The sequence below is a fragment of the Micromonospora sp. NPDC049903 genome (genome assembly GCF_044460945.1).
Taxonomy (GTDB): domain Bacteria; phylum Actinomycetota; class Actinomycetes; order Mycobacteriales; family Micromonosporaceae; genus Micromonospora.
The window spans coordinates 245505-272452 of the sequence record NZ_JBITKL010000003.1 but is presented as its reverse complement, the minus strand read 5'-3'; the positions used below and the strand labels follow the sequence as shown (position 1 = coordinate 272452).

Annotated in this window: 22 protein-coding genes and 1 pseudogene; 8 read left to right on the top strand and 15 right to left on the bottom strand. The window is 71.4% G+C overall.

All coding sequences use genetic code 11. The annotated features are described in order from the left end of the window. Window positions 1–64: 64 nt before the first annotated feature. Both ACIBO1_RS08980 and ACIBO1_RS08975 read right to left on the bottom strand, forming a co-directional pair. On the bottom strand, window positions 65–3772 hold the full coding sequence (locus ACIBO1_RS08980; protein ID WP_396742948.1) for a M12 family metallo-peptidase: 3708 nt from the start codon (window positions 3770–3772) through the stop codon (window positions 65–67). Between the two features lie 330 nt (window positions 3773–4102). Then, window positions 4103–4289 (bottom strand): annotated as a pseudogene (locus ACIBO1_RS08975) (lysine transporter LysE); the annotation flags it as partial. A gap of 569 nt (window positions 4290–4858) precedes the next feature. Here ACIBO1_RS08975 and ACIBO1_RS08970 point away from each other — a divergent pair. Beyond that, the gene (locus tag ACIBO1_RS08970; protein WP_396742945.1) at window positions 4859–6727 is read left to right on the top strand and encodes a S8 family peptidase; all 1869 of its coding nucleotides are present in this window, start codon (window positions 4859–4861) and stop codon (window positions 6725–6727) included. Between the two features lie 138 nt (window positions 6728–6865). On the opposite strand, the gene ACIBO1_RS08965 is transcribed toward ACIBO1_RS08970, so the two are convergent. From ACIBO1_RS08965 to ACIBO1_RS08930, 8 genes are all read right to left on the bottom strand, one after another. Then, entirely contained in the window at window positions 6866–7267 is a 402-nt protein-coding gene (locus tag ACIBO1_RS08965) for a metal-sulfur cluster assembly factor (protein WP_396742942.1), read from the bottom strand. Then, window positions 7264–7740 carry a Fe-S cluster assembly sulfur transfer protein SufU gene (gene sufU, locus ACIBO1_RS08960; RefSeq protein ID WP_396692822.1) on the bottom strand — a complete coding sequence of 159 codons (477 nt, stop codon included), beginning with the start codon at window positions 7738–7740 and terminating at the stop codon, window positions 7264–7266. The genes ACIBO1_RS08965 and sufU overlap by 4 nt, the downstream gene beginning before the upstream one ends. Window positions 7741–7779: 39 nt before the next feature. After that, complete coding sequence (locus ACIBO1_RS08955; RefSeq protein WP_396742939.1) at window positions 7780–9084, bottom strand: cysteine desulfurase; 1305 nt, start codon at window positions 9082–9084, stop codon at window positions 7780–7782. A gap of 25 nt (window positions 9085–9109) precedes the next feature. Then, on the bottom strand, window positions 9110–9883 hold the full coding sequence (gene sufC, locus ACIBO1_RS08950) for a Fe-S cluster assembly ATPase SufC (RefSeq protein WP_131054272.1): 774 nt from the start codon (window positions 9881–9883) through the stop codon (window positions 9110–9112). Beyond that, complete coding sequence (locus ACIBO1_RS08945; protein WP_131054271.1) at window positions 9883–10209, bottom strand: non-heme iron oxygenase ferredoxin subunit; 327 nt, start codon at window positions 10207–10209, stop codon at window positions 9883–9885. The genes sufC and ACIBO1_RS08945 overlap by 1 nt, the downstream gene beginning before the upstream one ends. Next, a complete protein-coding gene (gene sufD, locus ACIBO1_RS08940; protein WP_396742936.1) occupies window positions 10209–11354 on the bottom strand; it encodes a Fe-S cluster assembly protein SufD in 1146 nt (381 codons plus the stop codon). Before sufD ends, ACIBO1_RS08945 begins: the two co-directional genes overlap by 1 nt. Window positions 11355–11436: 82 nt before the next feature. Next, the gene (gene sufB, locus ACIBO1_RS08935; RefSeq protein WP_117227176.1) at window positions 11437–12867 is read right to left on the bottom strand and encodes a Fe-S cluster assembly protein SufB; all 1431 of its coding nucleotides are present in this window, start codon (window positions 12865–12867) and stop codon (window positions 11437–11439) included. Further along, a complete protein-coding gene (locus ACIBO1_RS08930; protein WP_396742933.1) occupies window positions 12864–13640 on the bottom strand; it encodes a helix-turn-helix transcriptional regulator in 777 nt (258 codons plus the stop codon). Before ACIBO1_RS08930 ends, sufB begins: the two co-directional genes overlap by 4 nt. A 116-nt stretch (window positions 13641–13756) precedes the next feature. Here ACIBO1_RS08930 and ACIBO1_RS08925 point away from each other — a divergent pair, with 116 nt between their 5' ends. Further along, the gene (locus ACIBO1_RS08925) at window positions 13757–14710 is read left to right on the top strand and encodes a heme A synthase (RefSeq protein ID WP_396742930.1); all 954 of its coding nucleotides are present in this window, start codon (window positions 13757–13759) and stop codon (window positions 14708–14710) included. Between the two features lie 52 nt (window positions 14711–14762). Here the strand turns inward: ACIBO1_RS08925 and ACIBO1_RS08920 are convergent, their stop codons facing one another. From ACIBO1_RS08920 to ACIBO1_RS08910, 3 genes are all read right to left on the bottom strand, one after another. Beyond that, window positions 14763–15674, bottom strand: a complete 912-nt coding sequence (locus ACIBO1_RS08920; protein ID WP_396742927.1) for a RimK family alpha-L-glutamate ligase — start codon at window positions 15672–15674, stop codon at window positions 14763–14765. A 32-nt stretch (window positions 15675–15706) separates the two neighbouring features. Next, entirely contained in the window at window positions 15707–16042 is a 336-nt protein-coding gene (locus ACIBO1_RS08915) for a hypothetical protein (RefSeq protein ID WP_396742924.1), read from the bottom strand. 300 nt (window positions 16043–16342) lie between these two features. Further along, the gene (locus ACIBO1_RS08910; protein ID WP_396742921.1) at window positions 16343–17299 is read right to left on the bottom strand and encodes a heme o synthase; all 957 of its coding nucleotides are present in this window, start codon (window positions 17297–17299) and stop codon (window positions 16343–16345) included. Window positions 17300–17568: 269 nt separating this feature from the next. Here ACIBO1_RS08910 and tkt point away from each other — a divergent pair, with 269 nt between their 5' ends. Genes tkt through pgl form a run of 6 tightly spaced genes read left to right on the top strand, consistent with a single transcriptional unit; the run spans window position 17569 to window position 25994 of the window. After that, complete coding sequence (tkt, locus tag ACIBO1_RS08905) at window positions 17569–19707, top strand: transketolase (RefSeq protein WP_396742918.1); 2139 nt, start codon at window positions 17569–17571, stop codon at window positions 19705–19707. Window positions 19708–19720: 13 nt separating this feature from the next. Further along, a complete protein-coding gene (gene tal, locus ACIBO1_RS08900) occupies window positions 19721–20902 on the top strand; it encodes a transaldolase (protein ID WP_396742915.1) in 1182 nt (393 codons plus the stop codon). Window positions 20903–20950: 48 nt separating this feature from the next. Beyond that, window positions 20951–22573, top strand: coding sequence for a glucose-6-phosphate isomerase (locus ACIBO1_RS08895; RefSeq protein ID WP_396742912.1), 1623 nt, complete (start codon window positions 20951–20953; stop codon window positions 22571–22573). A 37-nt stretch (window positions 22574–22610) separates the two neighbouring features. After that, a complete protein-coding gene (zwf, locus tag ACIBO1_RS08890) occupies window positions 22611–24125 on the top strand; it encodes a glucose-6-phosphate dehydrogenase (RefSeq protein WP_396742909.1) in 1515 nt (504 codons plus the stop codon). A gap of 31 nt (window positions 24126–24156) precedes the next feature. Then, window positions 24157–25173 (top strand): glucose-6-phosphate dehydrogenase assembly protein OpcA, encoded by a 1017-nt coding sequence (locus ACIBO1_RS08885; RefSeq protein ID WP_396742906.1) that lies wholly within the window; start codon window positions 24157–24159, stop codon window positions 25171–25173. A 56-nt stretch (window positions 25174–25229) separates the two neighbouring features. Then, entirely contained in the window at window positions 25230–25994 is a 765-nt protein-coding gene (pgl, locus tag ACIBO1_RS08880) for a 6-phosphogluconolactonase (RefSeq protein ID WP_350696538.1), read from the top strand. 140 nt (window positions 25995–26134) lie between these two features. Here the strand turns inward: pgl and ACIBO1_RS08875 are convergent, their stop codons facing one another. Continuing rightward, window positions 26135–26479: an RNA polymerase-binding protein RbpA gene (locus tag ACIBO1_RS08875; protein ID WP_350696536.1), complete on the bottom strand. Its 345-nt coding sequence runs from the start codon at window positions 26477–26479 to the stop codon at window positions 26135–26137. A gap of 136 nt (window positions 26480–26615) precedes the next feature. Continuing rightward, window positions 26616–26876 carry a preprotein translocase subunit SecG gene (gene secG / locus ACIBO1_RS08870; RefSeq protein ID WP_131052175.1) on the bottom strand — a complete coding sequence of 87 codons (261 nt, stop codon included), beginning with the start codon at window positions 26874–26876 and terminating at the stop codon, window positions 26616–26618. Between the last annotated feature and the right edge of the window lie 72 nt (window positions 26877–26948).

Sequence of the window (26948 nt, the reverse complement as noted above, 5' to 3'; positions counted from 1 at the left end):
TGGGGTGGTAGCCATCGACGGACGGCAGGCCGGAGAGGAGATGCCTCTCCGGCCTGCCCGCCGATCAGTGCACGGTGAGGTTGCCGCCGGTCAGCGCCACCTCGCCGGTCCCGGCTCCCGTCCAGTCGGACGAGAAGACCAGGGTGCCGCCCTGCCAGAGGGTGATCCCGACGGTGTCGTGACGTCCGGGAGCACCCCGGTCGGTCACCGTCACCGCGAGCGTCAGGCCGGCGGCCACCAGCTTGCCCCGGCCGTCGTAGAGCGCGGCCTGGTATCGCACCGACGCGGATTTACCGGCCGAGGTGATGCCGAGGCCGTCGATCGCGGTGGTCCTGACCGTGTGGTCGGTGCCGCCGGACCGGTACGTGATCTCCGCGTGACCAGACGCCGCCTTCTTCGCGGTGGCCGGCTTCGCGTTCAGGTTCACCGAGACCTTCGACGCCCGGTCCGCCGGGTGGGTGCCGGCCGACCGGGTGACGGTGAGGTGGCCGCCCCCGGTGAGGAATCCGCCGTCGGAACGGGCGACCGTCACCGTGGCGGTGGTGTTCCCGGTGTAGTTGCCGCCGACCGTGGCGGTCACCGTGTGCGCGCCCGCCGGCAGGGTCGCCGTGCAGGCCGCCGTGCCGGTGGTGGTGGCGGTGGCGACCAGGTCCACGCGAGCGGTGCAGAGCGTGGCCCCACCCGCGGTGAAGGTCACCGTGGCGGTACGCAGGTCACCGCCGGTGGTGTCGGCCGACGACGGCAGCACGGAACTGTCCCGCAGTACGGCCCGCAGCAGGACGCGACCGGCGGCACCGGCGGTCGCGGTGCTGACCAGGGTGTCCCCGGCCCAGGTCACGGCCGCGTTCTCCGGGGTGACGGTGACGGTGAACGTGGTGCTACCGACCAGCCCGGTGCCGTCGGTCACCGTGACGGTGACCGGGTACGTGCCCGGGGCCGCCGAGGTGGTGCCGGTGACGGTCCAGCTCCGGGTGCCGGGACGGGTGTCCGGCCCGGAGGTGCCGGCCACGGTGAGCGCCAGACCGGTCGGCAGGCCGGTGGCGGTCGCGGTCAGCGCCGACCCGGCACCGTCGGCGTCGGTCGCCCGGACCGTCACCGTCGGCGAGAGCGCGTCGCTGTACTGCACGCCGACCCCGCCGGCCGGGGCGTCGGTGGACACCTCGGGGGCGGAGCGGATGCCGAATTCGGCGTCGTTGACGGCGAAGAAGACGTTCCCGACCGCCTCGATCCTGATCCGCGCCTCGTCGGTCGCCACGTTCGGCAGGGTCACCGTCGCGTCACCGGTGTTCGGCGTGCTCTCGGCCAGCACGTACGGGAAGGTCTCGCCGCCGTTGACGGAGAGCGTGATCTTCACCTGGCCGACGTTCACCGGCGCCACGTCGGTGCCGGCGACGTCCCAGGTGACGGTCTGGGCCGTACCACCGTCGAGCACGGCGGTGCCGGCCTGCGAGGTGACCAGGAACGGTCCCGCGTCCGGGGCCAGCGTCAGGGCGACGTTGGCGCTGCCGATGCCGCCGCCGCCCGGCCGACCGTCCCGGGCGGTGAGCTTGAAGTTCAGCGTCCGGTCGTTGTTCACACCGACCCAGTCCCGGGTGGGCAGGAACTCCGAGTAGCAGTCCAGGAGCTCCGGCGGGACGTTGGAGGCGCTGCCGCTGGCCGGCGGTGCCGGCGGGGTCGGGCAGGCGCCCGTACGGGCGTTGGTGTTGCCGACCAGCACCTGCGCGAGGTCCGGGAAGACCCGGGTCGAGTTGGTGGTGACCGCGTTCTGGCCCGGCGAGTGGTACTTCAGGGCGTCCTCGGGCGACACCCACGCCGGCTCGCCGAAGACCCGGAACAGCGGCCCGTTGGTCTTGGTGTTGTTCATCAGTGCGGTGCCGGCGCTGCCCCCTCGGTCGTTCTGCTCCCACAGGTAGGTGAGCGTGTCGCCGTCGACGTCGGTGGCGCTGCCGGTGAGCGCGAACGGCGTACGCACCGGGATGGTGAGACCGTCCGGCACGGTGACCACCGGGGCGTGGTTGGTGGTCTGCTCGACCAGGTGGCCGCCGTTGTCCACGGCTCCGCCCTTGGCGGTCTCACCGACGAAACCGGTGACGCCGGTGAGGTCGCCCAGGGTCAGCGGGGCCACGTTGGTCGCGGCCAGGGTGCCACCGAAGGTGACCTGGAAGCCGGTGTCGTTGAGCGTGCCGCTGCCCCCGAAGGCGGCCACGGTGACCGTCGCACCCGCCGGCCAGCCCGCGATCGACTCGACGGCGGCCTTGATCCCGGCGGTGGTGTAGTTGACCCCACGCACGATCGGCGCCGAGGTCGCGTCCCCGTAGCCGAGGGTGAACGAGTCACCGGCGGTGTCGAAGTCACGCAACGAGACGGTCTGCACCTCGTTGATCGCCGGCCGGCTCGACGTGACGAAATTCGTGATCTCGGTGTAGGTCCGGTGCGACCAGTACGGGTCGGTGTGCGGCTGGAGGTTGTCCTGCTGGCAGATGCCCGCGTACGCCATGATGGACGAGCCGCTGCCCGGCTCGTACGAGTTGGCCGCGCTGCGGTTGCCGCCCGAGCAGTTCCACTGGTTGCCGTTGAAGGTGTGGTTGCCGGCGAACTGGTGCCCGATCTCGTGTGCCACGTAGTCGACCGCGAAGTAGTCGCCGATCGGGTTGGGCAGGCCGGTGCAGCCGCGCGCCTTGCCGTCGCCGCCGACCACGCCGAGGCCGGCGATACCGCCGCCGCTCAGTCCGAGACCGATGTGACCGACGTCGTAGTTGCCCGCGCCGACGAGTTGGCCGAGCACGATCCGGTTGCGGTTGAGCAGGCCGCTGCTGCACCCGGTGAGCTGTGCCGGGGTGTAGCAGCCGGCGCTGCCGCAGGGGCCGTTCGGCTCGGTGGCCAGCGCCGGGGTGTTCAGGTTCGTCTTCTCGGTGTCGTTGACCAGAACCAGCCGGATCGCGGTCTCGTCCTCGTAGATCTGGTTCACCCGGTTGATCAGCGTGACCTTCGCGGCGGTCACGTTCTCCACCCCGAAGAAGGTGGCGTACGACGGATCGGTCACGAACGCGAGACGGTAGGTGCGCAGCGTCACCAGCGGGCCGGCGACCGGCTCGTCGTGCGCCTCCTCGATCTCGTCGTGCAGGTGGTGCGCCGCCGACTCGACGTCCTCGCGCTCGACGAACTCACCGTTCTGGTTCGTCAGGTCGCGGGCGAAGTAGCTGGCGTACAGGCTCTGGTCGCGGTGGTAGTAGGGGTCGATGTACCACGCCCCGTCGGCGGATCGGACCGAGGCGTGGAAGCCCAGCGGGGTGAGGTCGGCCCGGATCGTCGCGGTCGGGTCGTCCAGGCCCGTGCCGGCGTACGTGCTGATCTCCGGGTGGGCGGCGGCCAACTCCGGCTCCATCACCGGCGACTCCACCAGCGCGAACCGCTGGAAGGTGCCGTCGGGGGCGGGCAGGGACACCACCTGCTGCGGCTGGCCCGCGGCGCGGCGCTGCTCCGCCGGTGCCCTCTCCAGCAGGCGCTGCATTCCGGCACGGTCCAGTGTGTAGGCGGACAGGTGCGCCGCCTCGATGGCCGCCGGACGGCCCGACTTGGTGGCGGCGGGCGTGCCGTCCACCTTGCGCCACGGGCCGTCGGCCGAGGGGGCGGCAGCGGCCGGGGCGGAGGTGAGCAGGACCGGTGACATCGTCGCCACCAATGCCACGGCCAGCGTGGCGGCCAGGCGTGGTCGGTGTGACCGGGTGTGTCCGGACCGTCCGCCCGGTCGAGGGGTGAGGAAGCTCCTCAACTCGTCTCCCTGGTGATGAGGGGTGCGACCCACCGCGCCGTCCGGGTCGACGGGCAGCACGGATGATCGATGGATGGGCCAGACCCTAAACGGACGGCGGAGGACGAACATCAGCCGAACAGAGGAAGATCCTCTGGGAGAGGGCCGTCCACGCTCAGCGCAACGCGACTTTCACAAGATCGTCACACAGTCGACGGTCCGTTCTGGAGCCTCAGGCGAGCAGCAGGGCGACGGCGAGTGCCACGACCGCGGCCGAGCCACCGAACGCCACGACCGCGGCCGAGCCACCGAACGCCACGACCGCGGCCGAGCCACCGAACGCCGCGACCGCGGCCGAGCCACCGAACGCCGCGACCGCGGCGTAGAGACCGTCGGCGGTGGCCACCCCCAGCGCGGCGGACGCGCCGACCCGGAACGAGGTGCGCGCGGTGAGCCCCACGATGAGGACCGCGATGGCACCGACCGGGACGGCGACGCCGTAGCCGGCGACCACGCCGGCCAGGAAGGCGACGCTCACGACAGCGCGCGGGGCGGCGGGGACCCGGGCGCGACCGGCTGTCGGCCCGTGGCGACGGGCACGGCAACCGGGCAGGGCATCATCGGGTACGTCCGCACGCCGCCATCCTGCGACCCACGCGCGGCCGGTGCCACGCATTTACCGCGGCTCCCACCGCAGCCCCGGCGGACGAGCCGCAGGCCGCCTGCCCATGCGTCTCGTCAATGGGACCGAATTGCGAACATCCCCCGCAACGAATTGCCGGCCGACAATCGTCACCGGTCGAATCATGTGGATCATTAGCGGACACACCCGGCTCGCCAGCCGAAGTTCGCCCTGACCACAGGACGTCAACGAGCATCCACAACGGACACCGTCCGCCACCTACCGATGGCCCACGTTTCCGGTTTGTTTCGACTAAATGATTCATGATCGTGGATGCTGAAATCCACCATGCTACGCGGTTCGCGGGGCGAATTATATCTCTCAACATCGATGCGTTGAGGTCCTACGATCTGTGTCAGTCCGCTCCACGGTCACCGGCCGGCCCGTCACAAACGGGCCGACTGCGCATCGAAAGGAGGCGGGAGATGCTCCTCTCCCAGCCGTCCCGGCGTCCCTGGCGCCTCGCCCTCACCGCCGCGGCGACACTCACCCTGGTGGCGGTCGCCGCACCCGCCCAGGCGGCCCCCGCGCAGGGTCCGATCGTGCACGCCGGCGACGCCGCCGCCGTCGCCGACTCGTACATCGTCGTGCTCAAGGACTCGGCGGTGAGCCGGGCGCAGGTCGGGGCCACCGCCAAGACCCTCGCCGGGCGGCACGGCGGCAGCATCGCCCGCACCTACCAGGACGCGCTGCGCGGTTTCGAGGCCCGACTGACCGAGCGGGCGGCCAAGCGGCTGGCGGCCCACCCCTCCGTCGAGTACGTCCAGCAGAACCGCACCGTCAGCATCGCCGACACCCAGTCCCCCACCCCGTCCTGGGGCCTGGACCGCATCGACCAGCGGGCGCTGCCGTTGAACAACAGCTACGCCTACCCCAACGACGGCACCGGCGTCACCGCGTACATCATCGACACCGGCATCCGCTTCTCCCACACCGACTTCGGCGGGCGGGCCGTCTCCGGCTTCGACGCCATCGACGGCGGCAGCGCCGACGACGGCAACGGTCACGGCACGCACGTCGCCGGCACGGTCGGCGGCACCGCGTACGGCGTGGCCAAGGGCGTGACCCTGGTCGGCGTACGGGTGCTGGACAACGGCGGCGGTGGCACCTACGCGCAGGTCATCGCGGGCATCGACTGGGTCACCGCGGATCACCAGCCGGGCGAGCCGGCGGTGGCGAACATGAGCCTCGGCGGTGGCCGCGACCAGGCCACCAACGACGCGGTCGCCCGGTCCATCGCCGACGGCGTGGTGTACGCGGTCGCCGCCGGCAACAGCAGCGCCAACGCCTGCAACTACACGCCGGCCAGCACCCCGGAGGCGATCACCGTCGGCGCGACCACCAGCACCGACGCCCGCGCCAGCTACTCCAACTTCGGCGCCTGCCTGGACGTCTTCGCCCCGGGCAGCGCGATCACCTCGGCCTGGATCGGCAGCGACACCGCCACCAACACCATCAACGGCACCTCGATGGCCGCCCCGCACGTGGCCGGCGCCGCCGCCCTGGCGGTGGCCGCCAACCCCGGCTACAGCCCGCAGCAGATCCGCGACCTGCTGGTCGCCGACGCCACCAACAACGTGGTCACCAACCTGGGCGTCGGATCGCCGAACAAGCTGCTCTACACCGGCAACATCGTGCCGCCCACCCAGGACTTCGCCCTCACCCTCGCCCCGGGCAGCGGCACCGTCGACCCGGGCAGCTCGACCACGACCACGGTCGGCACCACCACCACGGTCGGTACGCCGCACAGCGTCGCGCTCAGCGTCAGCGGCCTGCCGGCCGGGGTGACCGCGAGCTTCAGCCCGACCACCGTCACCTCCGGCGGCACCGCCACGCTGACCCTGAGCGCCGACGCCGGCACCGTGCCCGGTCTCTATGCGGTGACCGTGCTCGGCACCGGGCCGGAGACCACCCAGGGCGCCACCTTCACGCTCACCGTCAACGGCCCGCCCGGCTGCACCCAGGGCAACGCCACCGACTACCCGATCAACGACAACAGCACCGTCGAGAGCACCATCGTCATCCACGGGTGCGGGCGCGCCGCCAGTGCCACCAGCACCGTCGAGGTACGCATCTTGCACACCTGGATCGGTGACCTGACCGTCTCGTTGATCGCCCCGGACGGCACCGCCTACGTGCTGCACAACCGCACCGGCAGCAGCGCCGACAACATCTTCCAGACCTACACCCGCGACCTGTCCGGCAAGGCCGCCGACGGCGCCTGGAAGCTGCGGGTCCAGGACTCGGCCAGCGCCGACACCGGCTACCTGGACAGTTGGACGCTAACCCTGTGACCTGACGCGACGGCGGACGGGTCACACCGCCCGCCGCCGCAGCGGCCGGGGCGCACCGTCGCCCCGGACACCCACGGCGCACACGACAGCGCCCGGAGTTCCGGCCATCGGCCGGGCTCCGGGCGCCGTTGCGTCAGCTCACACGTTGAAGCCGAGCGAGCGGAGCTGGTCGCGCCCCTCGTCGGTGATCTTGTCCGGCCCCCACGGGGGCAGCCAGACCCAGTTGATCCGGATGTCGCCGACCAGGCCGCCACCCGGACCGGTGGTCAGCGCCTGGCGGGTCTGATCCTCGATCACGTCGGTCAGCGGGCAGGCCGCCGAGGTCAACGTCATGTCCAGGGTCGCGACGTTGTCGTCGTCGACGTGCACGCCGTACACCAGACCCAGGTCGACCACGTTGATGCCCAACTCCGGGTCGACGACGTCCTTCATCGCCTCCTCGATGTCGGCGACGGCGGCCTTGCCGCCGGTCGCCGCGACCGGCGTGGCAGCCTCGGTGGCCACGGCCCCGTTCTCCGGCGTGCTGGTTTCCTCGGTCATGCCTTCACCTCCGTCGGGCTCGCGCCCACACCGGCGCGTGCCGCGGCGTCCTTGAACGCCATCCACGGCAACAGCGCGCACTTGACCCGGGCGGGATAGCGGGCGACACCCTCGAACGCCACCCCGTCGCCGAGCACCTCCTCGTCCGCCGTGACCTGGCCACGGCTGGACAACAGCGCCACGAACGCCTCGTGCACCTCGAACGCCGCCGCCGTGTCCCGACCGGTCAGCAGCTCGTGCAGCACGCTCGCCGACGCCTGGCTGATCGAACAGCCCATGCCGTCGTACGACACGTCGTGCAGCACGGTGCCGTCGGTGGCCACCCGGACGGTCACCTCGTCGCCGCAGGTCGGGTTGACGTGGTGCGCCTCGCCGACCTGCGCCGCCGGGTCGGCGGCGTCCCGCAGGCCACGGCCGTGCGGGTGCTTGTAGTGATCCAGGATGATCTCCTGGTAGAGCGACTCAAGCTGCATCGGGCCGACCTCCCGTCGAGTCGCCGGACGTCGCCCGGCTCATCGGAACACCTTCCGCACCTGTTCCAGACCCGCCACCAGGGCGTCGATCTCCTCGGTGGTGGTGTAGAGGTAGAACGAGGCCCGCGTCGTCGCCGGGACTCCGAAGCGCCGGCAGACCGGGCGGGCGCAGTGGTGGCCCACCCGCACCTGCACGCCGAGCGAGTCGAGCACCTGCCCCACGTCGTGCGGGTGCACGTCGGCCAGGGCGAACGAGATCGTGCCACCCCGACCCACCGGCACCTCCGGACCGAAGATCCGCAGGCCCGGGACGGTGGCCAGAGCGTCCAACGCGTACGCGGTGAGCTGCTTCTCGTGCCACTGGATCGCCCGCATGCCGAGGCCGGTCAGGTAGTCAACGGCGGCACCGAGCGCGACCGCCTCGGCGATCGGCGGGGTGCCCGCCTCGAACCGGGCCGGTGGCGGCGCGTACGTCGAGCCGTCCATCGACACCGTCTCGATCATCGAGCCACCGCCGAAGACCGGCGGCATCGCCGCCAGCAGCTCGGCCCGCCCCCACAGCACCCCGATGCCGGTCGGGCCGCACATCTTGTGCCCGGTGAAGACGATGAAGTCGGCGTCCAGGTCGACCACGTCGATCGGCATGTGCGGCACCGACTGCGAGCAGTCCAGCAGCAGCAGCGCACCGACCTCGCGCACCCGCGCGGTGATCCGCGAGGTGGCGTTGACCGTGCCGAGGATGTTGGACATGTGCACCAGCGAGACGATCTTCGTCCGCTCGTTGACCAGGTCCGCCAGCCCCGACTCGTCCAGCCGGCCGTTGTCGGTGACCGGGAACCAGCGCAGCGTCGCGCCGGTCCGTTCGCAGAGCAACTGCCACGGCACGATGTTGGAGTGGTGCTCCATCTCGGAGATCACCACCTCGTCACCGGGCCCGAGCCGGAACCGCGGGTCGGCGTCGGCGCGCAGCGAGGCGTTGGAGAAGGCGTACGCGACGATGTTGATCGCCTCGGTGGAGTTCTTGGTGAACACCACCTCGTCCACGCTCGGCGCGTTGACGAACGCGGCGATCCTCGCCCGGGCCCCCTCGTACGCCTCGGTGGCCTCGGTGCCCAGGGTGTGCACCGACCGGGACACGTTGGCATTGTGCCGGCGGTAGTGCTCGTCCAGCACGGCGAGCACCTGGCGCGGCTTGTGCGAGGTGTTGGCGCTGTCCAGGTAGACCAGCGGATGCCCGTTGACCTCCCGATCGAGGATCGGGAAGTCGGCGCGGACCGCCGCCACGTCGTAACCGGGTACGTCGTCGTACTGCGGCATCCCGGACGGGATCGCGATGGTGGTCATCGTCGTGACCAGCCCTTCCCTCGGCTCAGGCCCGCGCCGAACCGGCCCCGGCGACGTACCGCTCGTAGCCCTCTTCCTCGAGCTTGTCGGCCAGCTCCGGGCCGCCTTCCTCGACGATCCGGCCGGCCACGAAGACGTGCACGTAGTCGGGCTTGATGTAGCGCAGGATGCGGGTGTAGTGGGTGATCAGCAGCAGGCCGGTGTCACCGGTGTCGCGGACCCGGTTGACGCCCTCGCTGACCACGCGCAGCGCGTCCACGTCGAGGCCGGAGTCGGTCTCGTCGAGGATGGCGATCTTCGGCTTGAGCAGTTCGAGCTGCACGATCTCGTGCCGCTTCTTCTCACCGCCGGAGAAGCCCTCGTTGACGTTGCGCTGGGCGAAGGCCGGGTCCATGTGCAGACGCTCCATGGCGCCCCGCAGCTCGCCGCCCCAGGTCCGCAGCTTCGGCGCCTCGCCGTCCAGCGCGGTCTTGGCGGTCCGCAGGAAGTTCGCCACCGACACGCCGGGCACCTCGACCGGGTACTGCATGGCGAGGAACAGACCGGCGCGGGCCCGCTCGTCGACCGAGAGTTCCAGCACGTCGACGCCGTCGAGGGTGACCGACCCGCCGGTGATCTCGTACTTCGGGTGACCGGCGATCGAGTACGCCAGGGTCGACTTGCCGGAGCCGTTCGGGCCCATGATCGCGTGCGTCTCACCGGAGCGCACGGTCAGGTCGACACCGGCCAGGATCGGCTTGAGCTCACCCTCGGGCAGCTTGACCGACACCTGCAGGTCACGGATCTCCAGGGTGCTCATTATCGGGTCACTCCATTACTCGGCGTCAGGCTGACGTAGATGTCGCCGTCGCGGACTTCGACGGGATAGACGGGTACGGGTTCGGTCGCCGGCAGCCCGCTCGGCTCGCCGGTACGCAGGTCGAAGCGGGAGCCGTGCAGCCAGCACTCCAGGGTGCAGCCGGACACCTCCCCCTCGGAGAGGGCCACGGCGGCGTGCGAGCACTCGTCGTGCACGGCGTAGAACACGTCGTCCTCGGCGTGCACGAGCGCGATCGCGGTGCCGTCGACGTCGGCGCTGACCGCGGTGCCCTTCGGCACGTCCTCGACGGCGCAGACACGGATCATCAGGCGCCGGCCTTGGTCAGGCGGGCCTCGATCGTCTCCCCGAGCCGCTCGCGCAGCTCCTCGACCGGGATCTTGTTGAGCAGCTCGGCGAAGAAGCCGCGCACCACCAGGCGACGGGCCTCGGCCGCCGGGATGCCCCGGGCCATCAGGTAGAACAGCTGCTCGTCGTCGAAGCGACCGGTGGCGCTGGCGTGCCCGGCACCGGCGATCTCGCCGGTCTCGATCTCCAGGTTCGGCACGGAGTCGGCCCGGGCACCGTCGCTGAGCAGCAGGTTCCGGTTGATCTCGTACGTGTCGGTGCCGGTCGCCTCGGCGCGGATCAGCACGTCGCCGACCCAGACCGTCCGGGCGCTGTCACCCTGCAACGCGCCCCGGTAGCCGACGTAGCTGCGGCAGTCCGGCACGGTGTGGTCGACGAGCTGGCGGTGCTCCAGGTGCTGGCCCGAGTCGGCGAAGTAGACGCCGTACAGCTCGGCCTCGCCGCCCCGGTCGGTGTACTCGACGGTGGTGAACTGGCGCACCAGGTCGCCACCGAGCGTGGCCTGGACGTGCACCACACGCGCGTCCCGGCCCAGCTTCACCTTGAGGTGCTGCGCCTGCACCGCGTCGTCGGCCCAGTCGGAGACGGTGACCAGGGTCAGCTTCGCGCCGTCGGCCACGGTCACCTCGACGTTGTCGGCCAGCGTCGCCGAACCGACGTGCTCCAGCACCAGGGTCGCCTCGGCGAAGCGCTCCACCTGCACGACGGTGTGCCCGAAGGCCACGCCCTCGGCGCTCTCGCCGACCACCCGCACGGTCACCGGCTCGGCCGGCACGGCCTCCCGGGCGACCCGCACCAGCAGCGCCTGCCCGGCGCCGCCGTACGCCAGCGCGCTGACCCGGTCGAACGGGGTGAGCACGCTGCCGACCCGCTCGTCGTCCCGGTCGACGTGCTCCACCGTCACGCCCTCGGGCAACGCGGCGTACTCGTGCCGGACCGTGCCGGTCGCGGTGCGGTCGTCACCGACCAGCCCGCGCAACCGCTTGAGCGGGGTGAAGCGCCACTCCTCCTCCAGGCCGGTCAGGGCCGGGAAGTCGGCGACGTCGTACGAGCGCAGCGCCTGCGACTTGGTGCTCGGCGGCGGCGCGGAAGCCTGGGTAGTCATCTCGTCCTTGGTCTGTTCTCACGACGACGGTCTGTGGTGCGAGGGTGGCGGGCCGACGCGAGCCGGCCCGCCGGTGGGCGGGTCAGCCGACCGCGCCCTCCATCTGCAGCTCGATCAGGCGGTTGAGCTCCAGGGCGTACTCCATCGGCAGTTCCTTGGCGATCGGCTCGATGAAGCCGCGCACGATCATCGCCATCGCCTCGTCCTCGCTCAGACCCCGGCTCATCAGGTAGAAGAGCTGGTCCTCGCTGACCTTGGAGACGGTCGCCTCGTGCCCCATCGACACGTCGTCCTCGCGGATGTCGACGTACGGGTAGGTGTCCGAGCGGGAGATGGTGTCCACCAGCAGGGCGTCGCACTTGACCGTGCTGGCGCTGCTGTGCGAACCCTCCAGCACCTGCACCAGACCCCGGTACGAGGTCCGGCCGCCACCCCGGGCGATCGACTTCGACACGATCGTGCTGCTGGTGTGCGGTGCGGCGTGCACCATCTTGGCGCCGGCGTCCTGGTGCTGGCCCTCGCCGGCCATGGCCACCGAGAGCACCTCGCCCTTGGCGTGCTCGCCGGTCATGTAGACCGCCGGGTACTTCATGGTCACCTTGGAGCCGATGTTGCCGTCGATCCACTCCATGGTCGCGCCCTCGTGACACACCGCGCGCTTGGTGACCAGGTTGTAGACGTTGTTCGACCAGTTCTGGATGGTCGTGTAGCGGCACCGGGCGTTCTTCTTGACGATGATCTCCACCACGGCGCTGTGCAGCGAGTCCGAGGAGTAGATCGGCGCGGTGCAGCCCTCGACGTAGTGCACGTACGCGCCCTCGTCGACGATGATCAGCGTCCGTTCGAACTGGCCCATGTTCTCGGTGTTGATCCGGAAGTACGCCTGCAGCGGGATCTCCACGTGCACGCCCTTCGGCACGTAGATGAACGAGCCGCCGGACCAGACGGAGGTGTTCAGGGCGGCGAACTTGTTGTCGCCGACCGGGATCACCGTGCCGAAGTACTCCTTGAAGACGTCCTCGTGCTCCTTGAGGGCGGTGTCGGTGTCCAGGAAGAGGACACCCTGCTCCTCCAGGTCCTCACGGATCTTGTGGTAGACCACCTCGGACTCGTACTGGGCGGCCACACCGGCGACGAGGCGCTGCTTCTCCGCCTCCGGGATGCCCAGCTTGTCGTAGGTGTTCTTGATGTCCTCCGGCAGGTCCTCCCAGCTGGCGGCCTGCTTCTCGGTGGAACGCACGAAGTACTTGATGTTGTCGAAGTCGATCCCGGTGAGGTCGGCGCCCCAGGCCGGCATCGGCTTGCGGCCGAACAGCCGCAGGCCCTTGAGCCGCAGGTCGAGCATCCACGCGGGCTCGTTCTTCTTGGCCGAGATGTCCCGCACCACCGCCTCGCTGAGGCCACGCTGGGCGACCGCCCCGGCGACGTCCGGGTCGGCCCAGCCGTACTCGTAGTTGCCCAGGGCGGCGAGCTGCTCCTCCTGGGTCAGGGGCTGGACGATCTGCTCGGTCATCTATCTGTCCTCACAGTGGTGACGGTCTTACCGGACTGGGCAGGCGACGAACCCGGAATGTGCGTGGTGCACACCCCGTCGCCGTGCGCGATGGTGGCCAGGCGCTGCACGTGGGTGCCGACCAGGCGGGAGATCACCGTGGTCTCGGCCTCGCACAACGCAGGGAACTCGGCGGCCACGTGTGCCACCGGGCAGTGGTGCTGGCAGAGCTGGCCGCCGGAAGCGATCGTGGACGCACTGGCAGCGTATCCCTCGGCGGTCAACGCCGCGGCGAGTGCCTCGGCACGAGCCATCGGATCGTCCCCGGCGTCGCTCAGGGCGGCCCGACAGCGGGCCTCCAGCGCGGCCACCTGCTCGGCGGCGAAGTCCTCCACCGCGCGGGAGCCGCCGGTACGGGCGATCCACCGCAGCGCCGCGGTGGCCATGTTGTCGTAGTGGTGGGTGCCGCAGCGGCTACGGGCGGCGTCGGTCAGCAGGAACACCTTGGCCGGGCGGCCCCGCCCGCGGTGACCGCGTACGGTCTGCTCGCGGGCCACCACGTCGCCATCGGCGAGCATCGCGTCCAGGTGTCGGCGGATCGCCGCCGGGCTGAGCCCCAGCGCGTCGCCGAGCTGGGCGGCGGTGGCGGCGCGACGCTCCAGCAGCAGCTGGGTCACCCGGTCCCGGGTCGACAGGTCGGCGGCGGGCGCCACTTCCGAGGTGGGCGGCACCGGGCCACCGGCGGCCGAACCGGCTGCCGGCGGGTGCCCGGGGAACCCTGCCGCCTTTTTCACAACGCCCACGTTACGTAATTCGCCGGGCACCTGCAAACGCGGGGTCCGGTGATCCGAACCACCGAGCGGGCGGAGTCACCCGATCGGCGTCAACTACGGTGCGTAGGATTCGCTTCGTGAAGCGACCCGCCCGGTTCTCGGTCTCCACCACCCTGCTGCGCCGACTCGCGTACGCCAACATCGTCGCGAACACGGTGATCGTCGTCACCGGCGGGGCGGTCCGGCTCACCGCCTCGGGCCTCGGCTGCCCCACCTGGCCCCGGTGCACCGACGACTCGTACACCACCACGGCCGAGATGGGCGTGCACGGGGTGATCGAGTTCGGCAACCGGCTGCTCACCTTCGCGCTGGTGCTGATCGCGGGCGCCACGCTGCTGGCCGCGCTGGCGCACCGGCCGCGTCGCCGGGGCACGGTGCCGCTGGCCCTGGGAGTGGTGCTCGGCATCGTGGCGCAGGCGGTGATCGGCGGGATCACCGTCCGCACCCAGTTGCACCCCTCGGTCGTCGGCATCCACTTCGTGGTCTCGATGGTGCTGCTGCTCGTCGCGTACGCCCTCTGGCGTCGGGTGCGCGAGCTGGACGGGCCGACGGTGCCGGTGGTGCCCTCCGCGCTGCGGACGTTGACCTGGATGACCGTGGTGGTCAGCGCCGCGGTGATCGTGGTCGGCGTGGCGGTCACCGGCAGCGGCCCACACGCGGGCGATGCGAACGCCGTCCGCAACGGCCTCGATCCGCAGACCATCTCCCAGGTGCACGCCGACCTGGTCTTCCTGCTGATCGGCCTGACCGTCGGCCTCTGGCTGGCGCTGCGCGCGGTCGGTGCGCCGGCCCGCGCCGTGCGCGCCGCCGGGGTGCTGCTCGCGGTCGAACTGTCCCAAGGTGTGATCGGCTTCGTGCAGTACCTGACCAACCTGCCGGTGCTGCTGGTCGGCGCGCACATGCTCGGTTCCTGCCTGGTCTGGCTGTCGACACTGGCGGTGCTCTGGTCGATCCGGGAACGTCGCCCGGTGCAGCCGACGCCGGACGAGAGCGCCGTCGCGGCCGAGCAGCCGGTGCCCGCACGGGCCTGAGGCGGCACCCGAGCGGTTCCGGCCGGCACGTCACCGGCCGGAACTCGGACGATCAGCCCATCCGGGCGAGAATCGCGGCCGCGAGGCGATCGGCGGCACCGTCGGCGTACCCCAGGAACAGCGACGGCTCGGTCAGCTCCAGCTCTACCAGCACCGGCGCCCCGTCCGGGCCGGGGATCAGGTCCACCCGGGCGTAGAGCAGGCGCTCCGGCCCGCCGGGCACGGCCGCGAGGGTCCGCTGCGCCACCGCGAGCTCGTCGGCACCGGCGGCGCGCGAGCTGATCTCCTCGGCCTTGTACAGGCCGCCCACCCCGGAATCGGGCCCGGCGAGCATCGGGCCCTTGCGGATGGCGTGGCTGAACGTCGGCCCGTCCGGACCGGCGAAGTAGAGCAGCGCGGTCTCGCCGGCCGAGTCCACCGCACTCAGGTACGGCTGGATCATCGCGACCCGGCCGGCGGCACCCAGTCGGCGTACGTGGGCCACGGCGAGGTCCCGGTGCTCCGGGTCGGCCAGGTCGTAGCGCCCGGTGTCCTGGCTGCCCGCGCTGACCGAGGGCTTGACGACGTACTCGCCGGTGTCGGCCGGTGGTCGCCACTGCTCGCCGGGCGCCACCCAGGCGGTGGGCACCGTCGGCACACCGGCGGCGGACAACTCGTCGAGGTAGCGCTTGTCGGTGTTCCAGCGCACCACGTCGGCCGGGTTGGCCAGCCGGGGCACCCGCGCCGCCCAGGCGACGAACTCGTCGCGGCGGGACGAGTAGTCCCAGGGCGAACGGAGCATCGCCAGGCCGTAGTCGGACCAGTCGACGGCCGGGTCGTCCCAGACGACCGGCTCGGCGGTGACCCCGCGGTCGGCGAGCGGGCCGATCACGAGGCGGTCGTCCGGCTCCAGATCGGACAGTTCGGTGCAGGTGACGAGAGCGACCCGGGGTTTCCCCCGGGCCGACTGGTGGTGGTTAGTCAATCTATCTCTATCTATCTGTGGTGCGAATTTATCTAGCGGGCCATGGTGCGGCGGGCCATCGAACGCCAGAGGTCGTTGCTGGGCCGCATCTGGTCCATCAACTCCCGCTCCCAGGCATTCTCCACGGCGACACCGGCCGCCGCGCAGGCATCCCGGGCAACCCCGGTGTCCTCCGCGAACTGGTCGCCCCACGCACCGTCCGAACCCACCAGGACGATCCGCGCCCCACGCTTGCCGACGTACTCGATGACCGCCTTCGCCCCGCCGTGTCCGGCGGCGAACGACTTGATACCCGCGACCAGCCCGCTCGGGGCCGCGCCGGAGGCGGTCTGATCAGCCGTCAGCGTCGTATCGGAACCATCTGCCATAACGCGAAGCCTAAGCAGAGATGCAAGCGAAAGGGCGAGAACAGGGAAGCTTTTGTGATACCGATTACCTGCTGGTTTAAGACAGTGACCAGGAGCTTTGCCCGTTTTTATCCGGGCGAATCATCCTAATCGGCTCCGCATAACGCCATCAATCCCATCAGGCGCGGTCGGATGAGACCGATCCCGCAGCGGGTGTCAATAGTGCGACAAAGCAGACAAACCGTATTCGTTCGCCTAGCCCGATTGTTAGGAAGGGACCCTTCCTATGCACCAGGCGTTAAGAAGGGGCCCTTCCTTGCGTCAGATCAGGGCGTCGAGCGCGGCGGCGGCGAAGACGATGGTCAGGTACGTGGTGGACCAGTGGAACAGCCGCATCGGCTTGACCGGCTCGCCCCGGCTGGCCCGGCCGGCCAGCTTGTGCGCCTCGACCAGGAAGATCGCGCCCACCACCAGCGTCGGCACGCCGTAGATCGCGCTCAGGCCCAGCGCCCAGACGGCCAGCGAGGTGAGCACCGTGAGCCAGGCGAACAGGATGATCTCGGTGTTGACCCGCCGCACCGACGCCACCACCGGCAGCATCGGGATGCCCGCCCGGGCGTAGTCGTCCTTGTACTTCATAGCCAGCGGGTAGAAGTGCGGCATCTGCCAGAAGAAGACCACCGCGAACAGCGCCCAGGCGATCGGCGACAGCGTCCCGGTCACCGCCGCCCAACCGATCAGCACCGGAGCCGCCCCGCACGCGCCGCCCCAGAAGGTGTTCGCCGCCGTGGTCCGCTTCAGCCAGAGCGTGTAGATCACGTCGTAGTAGACGATGGCGGCCAGCGTCAGCCCCGCGGCGAGCAGGTTGGTGAACACCGCCATCAGCGCGACCGAGACCACCGCCAGCACCAGACCGAAGACCAGTGCGTTACGCGGCGTCACCGTGTGCGCCGGCAGCGGCCGACGCTTGGTGCGCCGCATCAGCTGGTCGATATCCCGGTCGATGTAGCAGTTCAGGACGCTGGCCGCACCGGCGGCGAGCGACCCGCCGACCAGCACCACCGCGACCAGCCACAGCGACGGCATCCCGCCGTGCGCGAGCATCATCGCCGGCACCGTGGTGACCAGCAGCAACTCCACGATCCGCGGCTTGGTCAGCGTCACGTACGCCGCCACCACCGCCCGCAGGTCACGCGAGCGGACCGGCACCTCCTCCGTCGCGCGCACCGGCGTCTGCCCGGCAGGGTTGCTGACGGGGCGCTCGGTGATCATGCTCACGGATTGCCACCTTCCGGCTTCGGCAGGGGAGGTCACGACGGGCGGGGACCCGTCTCGGGTCCGCACACCGACCCACACACTACGCGTTGTCGTTTTGGCTGCCCGGGCGACCCGGTAACGGTGCGGGCCGTCACACCCACGACTGAACCGTCGGGCGGAACGGAAACGTACAGACCAGCATGCTGAGATCCTCGGGCGCACGTTTAGCCGCGCTCGATAGGGTCACCTGTGAGGGTTCCGCCCATCTCGCCGAGGAGCACAAAACCACCGTGGCTGCCAACCGACCTGCGCACCCCGCACTTGACTGGTCCGACCTCGACCGCCGTGCCGTGGACACCGTCCGCGTCCTGGCCATGGATGCCGTGGAGAAATCCGGCAATGGCCACCCGGGCACCGCGATGAGCCTCGCCCCCGCGGCGTACCTGCTGTTCAACCGGGTGATGCGACACAACCCCGCCGACCCGAACTGGCCCGGCCGGGACCGCTTCGTGCTCTCCGCCGGCCACTCCAGCCTGACGCTCTACATCCAGCTCTTCCTCGCCGGCTACCCGCTGAGCCTGGAGGACCTCAAGTCGCTGCGGCAGTGGGGCTCGCTCACTCCGGGTCACCCCGAGCACGGGCACACCCCGGGCGTCGAGACCACCACCGGCCCGCTCGGGCAGGGCCTGGGCAACGCCGTCGGCATGGCGATGGCGGCGCGCCGGGAGCGTGGCCTGTTCGACCCGGAGGCCGAGGCGGGCGAGTCCGTCTTCGACCACCACATCTGGTGCATCGCCTCGGACGGTGACATCGAGGAGGGCATCACCCACGAGGCCAGCGCGCTCGCCGGGCACCAGCAGCTGGGCAACCTCTGCGTGATCTACGACGACAACGAGATCTCGATCGAGGACGACACCCGGATCGCGTTGAGCGAGGACGTCGCGGCCCGCTACGAGGCGTACGGCTGGCACGTGCTGACGGTCGACTGGCGGACCGGCGACGCCGACCAGGGCGACTACCACGAGAACGTCGACGAGCTGTACCAGGCGCTGCTGGCCGCCAAGGCCGAGACCGGTCGCCCGTCGTTCGTCCGGCTGCGCACCATCATCGGCTGGCCCGCACCGAACAAGCAGAACACCGGCAAGATCCACGGCTCGGCGCTGGGCGCCGACGAGGTGGCCGCCACCAAGGAGATCCTCGGCTTCGACCCGACCGCGTCGTTCGAGGTCACCGAGGAGGTGCTCGCCCACACCCGCCAGACGCTCGGCCGCGGCGACGCCGCCGAGCAGGAGTGGAACACCGCCTTCGGCACCTGGTCCGAGGCCAACCCGGAGCGCCGCGCGCTGTACGACCGGATGGCCGGGCGGATCCTGCCCGACGGCTGGGCCGACGCGCTGCCGGAGTTCCCCGCCGACGCCAAGGGCATCGCCACCCGGGCCGCCTCCGGCAAGGTGCTCGCCGCGCTCGCGCCGGTGCTGCCCGAGCTCTGGGGCGGCTCCGCCGACCTGGCGGAGAGCAACAACACCACGATGAAGGGTGAGCCCTCCTTCGTGCCCAGCCAGTTCGCGACCAAGGAGTTCCCCGGTCACGAGTACGGCCGGACGCTGCACTTCGGCATCCGCGAGCACGCCATGGGCGCCATCCTCAACGGCATCGCCCTGCACGGCGGCACCCGCCCGTACGGCGGCACGTTCCTGGTGTTCAGCGACTACATGCGCCCCGCCGTCCGACTGGCCGCGCTGATGAAGCTGCCGGTGGTCTACGTCTGGACGCACGACTCGATCGGTCTCGGCGAGGACGGTCCGACCCACCAGCCGGTGGAGCACCTGACCGCGCTGCGGGCCATTCCCGGCCTGGACGTGGTCCGGCCGGCCGACGCCAACGAGACGGCGTGGGCGTGGCGGCAGGCGCTGGAGCACACCGACCGGCCGACCGCGCTGGCGCTGAGCCGGCAGGCGTTGCCCACGCTGGACCGCTCGCAGCTCGGCGGGGCCGAGGGCGTCGCCAAGGGCGGCTACGTGCTGGCCGAGGCGTCCAACGGCAAGCCGCAGGTGATCATCGTCGGCACCGGTTCCGAGGTGCAGCTCTGCCTGACCGCGCGGGAGCGGCTGGAGGCCGACGGCACCCCCACCCGGGTCGTCTCGATGCCCTGCCAGGAGTGGTTCTTCGAGCAGGACGAGGCGTACCGCGAGTCGGTGCTGCCGCGCGGGGTAAAGGCCCGGGTGAGCGTGGAGGCGGGCATCGGGATGTCCTGGCGCGCCATCGTCGGCGACTGCGGCGAGAGCGTCAGCCTGGAGCACTACGGCGCGAGCGCCCCGCACTCCGTGCTCTTCGAACAGTTCGGCTTCACCCCCGACCGGATCGTCGCCGCCGCGCACGCGGCGCTGACCCGGGTCGGTGACATCACCGGTTTCACGACCGGCAACTGAGGGGAGCGCGTACATGACGACCGACAGGCTGGGTGAGCTCTCCGCCGCGCAGGTGGCGGTATGGCTCGACGACCTTTCCCGGGTACGACTGAGCTCCGGCGGGCTCGACCAGCTCCGCCGGGAGAAGCACGTGGTCGGGGTGACCACCAACCCGACGATCTTCGCGAAGGCGTTGAGCGACGCCGACGAGTACGACTGGCAGCTTCGTGACCTGGCCACCCGGGGCGTCGAGGTGGAAGAGGCCGTCCGCATGCTCACCACGTACGACGTGCGGTGGGCCTGCGACGTGATGCGGCCGTCGTACGACGCCAGCGGTGGCGTCGACGGCCGGGTCTCCATCGAGGTGGACCCGCGTCTGGCCCACGAGAGCACCAAGACGGTCGCCGAGGCCAAGGCGCTGTGGTGGCTGGTCGACCGGCCCAACCTGTTCATCAAGATCCCGGCGACCGAGGCCGGCCTGCCGGCGATCACCGCCGCGCTCGCCGAGGGGATCAGCGTCAACGTCACGCTGATCTTCGGGTTGGACCGCTACTCGCAGGTGATGGAGGCGTTCCTCGCCGGCCTGGAGCAGGCCAAGGCGAACGGGCACGACCTGTCCACGATCACGTCGGTGGCCTCGTTCTTCGTCTCCCGGGTCGACAGCGAGGTGGACAAGCGACTGGAGAAGATCGGCTCGGAGCAGGCCAAGGCCCTGCGCGGCAAGGCGGCCGTGGCCAACGCCCGACTGGCCTACGAGCGGTACGCCGAGGTCTTCTCCGGCGACCGGTGGCAGGCGCTGGCCGCCGCCGGGGCGCACCCGCAGCGCCCGCTGTGGGCCTCCACCTCGACGAAGAACCCGGACTACCGGGACGTCATCTACGTCGAGGAGCTGATCGCGCCGGGCACGGTCAACACCATGCCGGAGTCGGTCATCCACGCGTACGCCGAGCACGGGGAGACCCGTCCGGACACCGTCACCGGCGCGTACGACGACGCTCGGCAGGTCTTCGCCGACCTCGGTGCGGTCGGGGTGGACCTGGCCGACGTGATCGACACGCTGGAGCGCGAGGGCGTCGAGAAGTTCGAGGCGAGCTGGGGCGAACTGCTCGACGGCGTCCGCAAGTCGCTCGCCGCCGCCGGACAGGGCAGCGGCCACCCGAGCGACGCCGCCAGCGACAACGCCGACGCCGCCGTGCGCGCCGGAGGCAATGCGTGACCCTGCGACCAGGCGTCTCCCACGCCGCCGCCCCACCGGGGTGGCGGCGTGGGTGACCTGTTGGCCGCACCCGCCGAGTCGGCGGGAGGTCTGACCGTGCACGGCGCGCGGGCCGTGGACGACGGCACGCCGACCTCCACCCGACAGGCCCTGCTCGACGCCGACGTGCCGGCCCGGCTGGCCGCCCAGGCCCCACCCCTGTGGGACCTTCCGGCGGCGGCCGGTCGGCCCGGCGGCGGGGACGACCTGCTCCCCCGCCTCGCCGAACTGGCGGCGGAACTGGCCGACCTCCACCACGTGGTGCTGCTCGGCACGGGCGGCACCCCGCTGGCGGCGCAGGCCGTCGCCCGCACCACCGGTCATCCGCTGACCGTGCTCGACACCACCGACCCCGGCCGGGTCCGGGCCGCCCTGGACGACCGGCTGGCACGCACCGTCGTGGTGCTGACCGGCGCCGCCGAGGCCACGCCGGAGATGGACGACCACCGACGCGCCTACCGGCAGGCGTTCCTCGACGCGGGGCTGAGCGAGGCCGAAGCGGGTCGGCACTTCGTGGTGGTCACCGAGCCGGGTTCGCCGCTGGCGACCGCCGCCGCCGAGTGGGAGGCGATCACCGTGCCGGCCGACACGCCGGTGACCGGACGCTCCTCGGCGCTGAGCGCGTACGGTCTGGTGCCCTGCGCGCTGGCCGGTGTCCCGGTGGCCGACCTGCTCGACCAGGCCGACGCGTTCGCGGCCTCGCTGCCACGCCCGCAGGACAATCCCGCCCTGGCGCTCGGCGCCGCGCTGGCCGCCGCCGCGACGACCGGGCGCGACACGGTCGCGCTGGTCGGCGACGGCACCGGCGTCGAGGGACTGGGCGACTGGGTGGAGCACCTGCTCGCCGGTGCCACCGGCAAGGAGGGTCAGGGCATCCTGCCGGTGGTGCTCGGGGCACCGGACGAACCCGGCCTGACCGGGCCGGACGTCCTCACCGTCAGCTACGGCGGCGCGCTCGCCGCTCCGGCGGTGCCCGCCGGTGGCGCCACGCCCGACGTGGCGGTCAACGGCCCGCTCGGCGCCCACTTCCTGGCCTGGGAGTACGCCGCCGCCGTCGCCGCCACCGTGCTCGGCGTCGACCCGTTCGACCGGCCCGACGCCGCCGAATCCGCCCGACACACCGAGGCGATCCTGGCCGACCCGCCGCCGGTGCCGACACCGTCGTCCACCACCGGCGCGATCGAGGTGTACGCCCCGCCCGGCACCCCGGGCGACCTGCCCGACGCCCTGCGCCACCTGCTGGCCGGCCTCGACGATGACGGCTACCTGGCGGTCACCGCCTATCTCGACCCGCACGCCGAGGCCGCCGCCGCACGGCTGCGCCCGCTGCTGGCCGCGCTGACCCGACGACCGGTCACCTTCGGTTGGGGACCCCGCTACCTGCACTCCACCGGTCAGTACCACAAGGGCGGTCCGCAGGCGGGTAGCTTTCTTCAGATAACCGGTACGGTCAAAGTTGATCTGCCGGTGCCCGGCAAGCCGTACACCTTCGGGGAACGACAGGCGGCCCAGGCCGCTGGCGACCGGCGCGCCCTGGCCGGTCGTGGACGCCCGCTGCTGCACCTGCACCTGACCGAGCGGTCGGCGGGCCTGACCCGGTTGATCGACGCGGTCGGGTCGCTGCGGGCATGACGATGGACGACGTGGACGAGCGGAGCGAGGAGGCGGCGTGAACCCGCTGCGCGACCCGCAGGACCGGCGGCTGCCGCGGATCCCGGAGCCCTGCGCTCTGGTGATCTTCGGAGTCACCGGTGACCTGGCCCAGAAGAAGCTGCTGCCCGCGGTCTACGACCTCGCCAACCGGGGGTTGCTGCCACCCGGTTTCGTGGTCGTCGGCTTCGCGCGGCGGGACTGGCGCGACGGCGACTTCGCGTCGCTGGCCCGCGAGGCGGCCAAGACACACGCCCGCACCCCGTGGCGGGAGGAGGTCTGGTCGCGGCTGGAGCACAACATCAAGTTCGTCGGCGGCTCGTTCGACGACGACACCGCGTTCGACAACCTCGCCTCCTGCCTGGAGGGGCTGCGCGACAGCCACGGCATCCACGGCAACGCGGCGTTCTACTTCTCCATCCCCCCGGCCGCCTTCCCGGTGGTGCTCAAGCAACTCGCCCGCACCGGCATGGCCGACAACGAGAAGTGCGGCGGTTGGCGGCGGGTCGTGGTGGAGAAGCCGTTCGGGCACGACCTGCCCTCGGCCAAGGCCCTCAACGACCTGGTCGACGACGTGTTCACCCGGCAGGACGTCTTCCGCATCGACCACTACCTGGGCAAGGAGACGGTCCAGAACATCCTCGCCCTGCGGTTCGCGAACAGCCTCTTCGAGCCACTGTGGAACTCGCAGTACGTCGACTCGGTGCAGATCACCATGGCCGAGGACGTCGGCATCGGCTCGCGGGCCGGGTTCTACGACTCCGTCGGCACCGCCCGCGACGTGCTCCAGAACCACCTGCTGCAACTGCTCGCCCTGGTCGCGATGGAGGAGCCGACCAGCTTCGACGCCGACGAGATCCGGGCCGAGAAGCTGAAGGTGCTCAAGGCGATCACCCTGCCGCACGACGTCGCCGACGGCACCGTACGCGGGCAGTACCTGCCCGGCTGGGTCGGCGGCCAGCGGGCCAAGGGATACCTGGAGGAGGACGGGGTCCCGCAGACCTCGACCACCGAGACGTACGTCGCGGTGCGGCTGGGCATCCAGAACCGCCGCTGGGCCGAAGTGCCGTTCTACATCCGCGCCGGCAAGCGGCTGCCCCGACGGGTCACCGAGGTCGCGGTGATGTTCAAGCGGGCCCCGCACCTGCCGTTCAACCCGGCCGACATGGAGATGCTCGGCAACAACCAGCTCGTCATCCGGGTCCAGCCGGACGAGGGCGTGGTGCTCAAGTTCGGTTCCAAGGTGCCGGGGACCACGATGGAGGTCCGCGACATCGCGATGGACTTCCAGTACGGCGAGGCGTTCACCGAGTCCAGCCCCGAGGCGTACGAACGTCTGGTCCTGGACGTGCTGATCGGCGACCGCACGCTGTTCCCCGACGCCGCCGAGGTGGAACAGAGCTGGGCGGTGGTGGACCCGCTGGTGGAGGCATGGGAGGGCACCAAGCCCGAGCCCTACCGGTCCGGTGAGTGGGGTCCCCGGGCCTCCGACGAGATGCTGGCCCGCGAAGGCCGCGCCTGGCGGCGGGCGTGACCGGGCACCGCGAGCGAACCAGGAGGCTCCGTTGATCGGATTGTGGGACACCACCGGCAACGAGGTGGTGAAGGCGCTCGCCGCCGAACGACGCAGTGCCGGTGGCGTGGCCAGCGGCATGGCCCTGACCTTGATCGTGGTGGTGGACGAGAAGCGGGTCCGCGACGCGGAGGCGGCGGCCACCATCGCCGCCGCCGCGCACCCGTGCCGGCTGCTGGTGGTGGTCCGCTCCGACGTCGACCGGGACCGCAACCGCCTCGACGCCGAGATCGTCGTCGGCGGTCGACTGGGCCCGTGCGAGGCCGTGGTGATGCGGATGTACGGCCGGCTGGCGCTGCACGCCGAGTCGGTCGTGATGCCGCTGCTGGTGCCGGACGTACCGGTGGTCACCTGGTGGCACGGGGAGCCGCCGGACGAGATCGCCACCGACTTCCTCGGCGTGGTCGCCGACCGGCGGATCACCGACTCCGCCCAGGCCCCCGACCCGATCGAGGCGCTGCGGCTGCGGGCCCGCGACTACGCCCCCGGCGACACCGACCTCGCCTGGACCCGGATCACCCCGTGGCGCACCCTGGTCGCCGGGGCGTTCGACACCACCGAGGCGCAGCTCACCGAGGCGGCGGTGGTCGCACCGCCGACCGACCCGACGGCCGCGCTGATGCGTGGCTGGCTACGCAGTCGGCTGGGCATCAAGCCCCGCTGGGAGCGGACCAAGGAGTTCCCCCGGATGCGCGAGGTGCAACTGCGCTGCGCCAACGGCGACGAGTTGACGCTGACCCGGGACGACAGCATGGCCGTCTTCCGGCGGACCGGCCAGGAGGACCGGGTGCTTCCGCTGGTGCGTCGGCCGCTCGGCGACGAGTTGGCCGAGGAGTTGCGCCGGCTCGGCCCCGACCAGGTGTACGCCGAGACGCTCGGCGCCTTCGCCGGGCTGACCAACCTGGACCGGCGCTCCGGCCAGCGGGTGCACGTCTGGAAGGACCCGAGCACCGCGCAGCGCGCCGAGGCGGGCGTCACCGCGCACAGCTCCACCAGCACCGGTTCCTGACCGTCCGGCCCGGGAATCCCACGACACCGACCGCCGCGCGGTCGCGGAAGGACAGCATGACTGAGGCGAGTGTCGCCGTACACGCCGACGCGGATCTGCTGGCGCAGGCCGTCGCGGCACGGTTGGTGGTGAAGCTGCTCGACGCGCAGGCCGAACGGGGCCAGGCGGCGGTGGTGCTCACCGGCGGGCGGATCGCGGCAGCGGTCTACCGGGCGGTCGGCGCCCTGCCGGCCAAGGACGCGGTGGACTGGTCCCGGGTGGACTTCTGGTGGGGCGACGAACGGTTCCTGCCGGCCGGCGACCCGGACCGCAACGAGACGCAGGCCCGCGCCGCGCTGCTCGACGCGCTGCCGGTCGACCCGGACCGGATCCACCCGATGCCGCCGTCGGACGCGGGCGCCGACCCAGAGGAGGCCGCCGCCCTCTACGCGGCCGAGCTGGCCCGGGCCGCCCGGCCCGGCACCGCCGTCCTGCCCCACTTCGACGTGCTGATGCTCGGTGTGGGCGAGGACGGGCACGTCGCCTCGGTCTTCCCCGAGCACCCGGTGCACTACGAGAGCCGTCCGGTCAGCGCGGTGCGGGGCAGTCCCAAGCCGCCGCCGGTGCGGATCACCCTGACCCTGCCGACCATCAACACCGCCGAGGAGGTCTGGTTGGTGGCCGGGGGTTCCGACAAGGCCCAGGCGGTCGGTATGGCGCTGGCCGGTGCCGGGCCGGTGCAGGTGCCGGCGGCCGGCGTCCAGGGCACCAGCCGCACCCTCTGGCTGCTGGACCGCGCCGCTGCCGCCGACCTCCCCGCCCGCTTCCGCAGCCTGCGCTGATGCGATGTAAGGAAGGGTCCCCTGCTAACGCCTGGTGCATAGCAGGGGACCCTTCCTAACACCCGGCGGCGCGATCTGCCGGGCCGGGCTCAGCGAGCGCCGGGATTCAGCGAGCGCCGGGATTCAGCGAGCGCCGGGATTCAACGGGCGCCGCGTCGGCGACGCAGGGCCGCGAGGGCCTCGGCGAGGATCGCCTCCCCCTCCGCCTCGGTGCGCCGCTCCTTCACGTACGCCAGGTGGCTCTTGTAGGGCTCGGCCCGCACCCGGCCGGGCGGATCGTGGGCGTCCGGACCGGCCGGCAGACCGCAACGCGGGCAGTCCCAGGTGGGCGGGGCCTGCACCTCGGCCGCCAGCCGGATGTCGGTGCGGTGCCCGTTACGGCACCAGTAGCTCACCGACCGGCACGGGACCGGCTGATGGCGTTCGGGATGGCGTGGGGGCGCGGACCCGACCCGGGCGCCCCGGATGAATTGGCCGTTCGACACGGCGCTCGCTCCTGTCGTCGGAGGGGACCGCCGTCGAGGGGTGGACGGCGGGCGACGCGGTGCAGCGGGTGAAACGGACTGCGCGCGGCCCGTCGAGTGACGGACCGCGCGCAGATTGTACGACTGGAGAGGCCGCTCAGACCCCCGTGCCGACTTCGAGCCGGAGCCAGAGCCCGAGCCCGACGATGCAGGCGAACCACACGATGCCCACCAGGACGGTGTAGCGGTCGAGGTTCTTCTCGGCGACCGACGACCCGGCCAGGCTGGAACTGACCCCACCGCCGAACATGCTGGACATCCCACCGCCCTTGCCCCGGTGCAGCAGAATCAGCAGGACGAGCAGAACGCTCGTGATGACCAGCAACACGATCAACGTGTAGGCGAACCAGATCGGCATGGCGGGGGTCAGTCCTCTCGTTACGATCCTCGCCCGGACAGGTCGGGCACGGCGGCACCGACCGGCGGACGG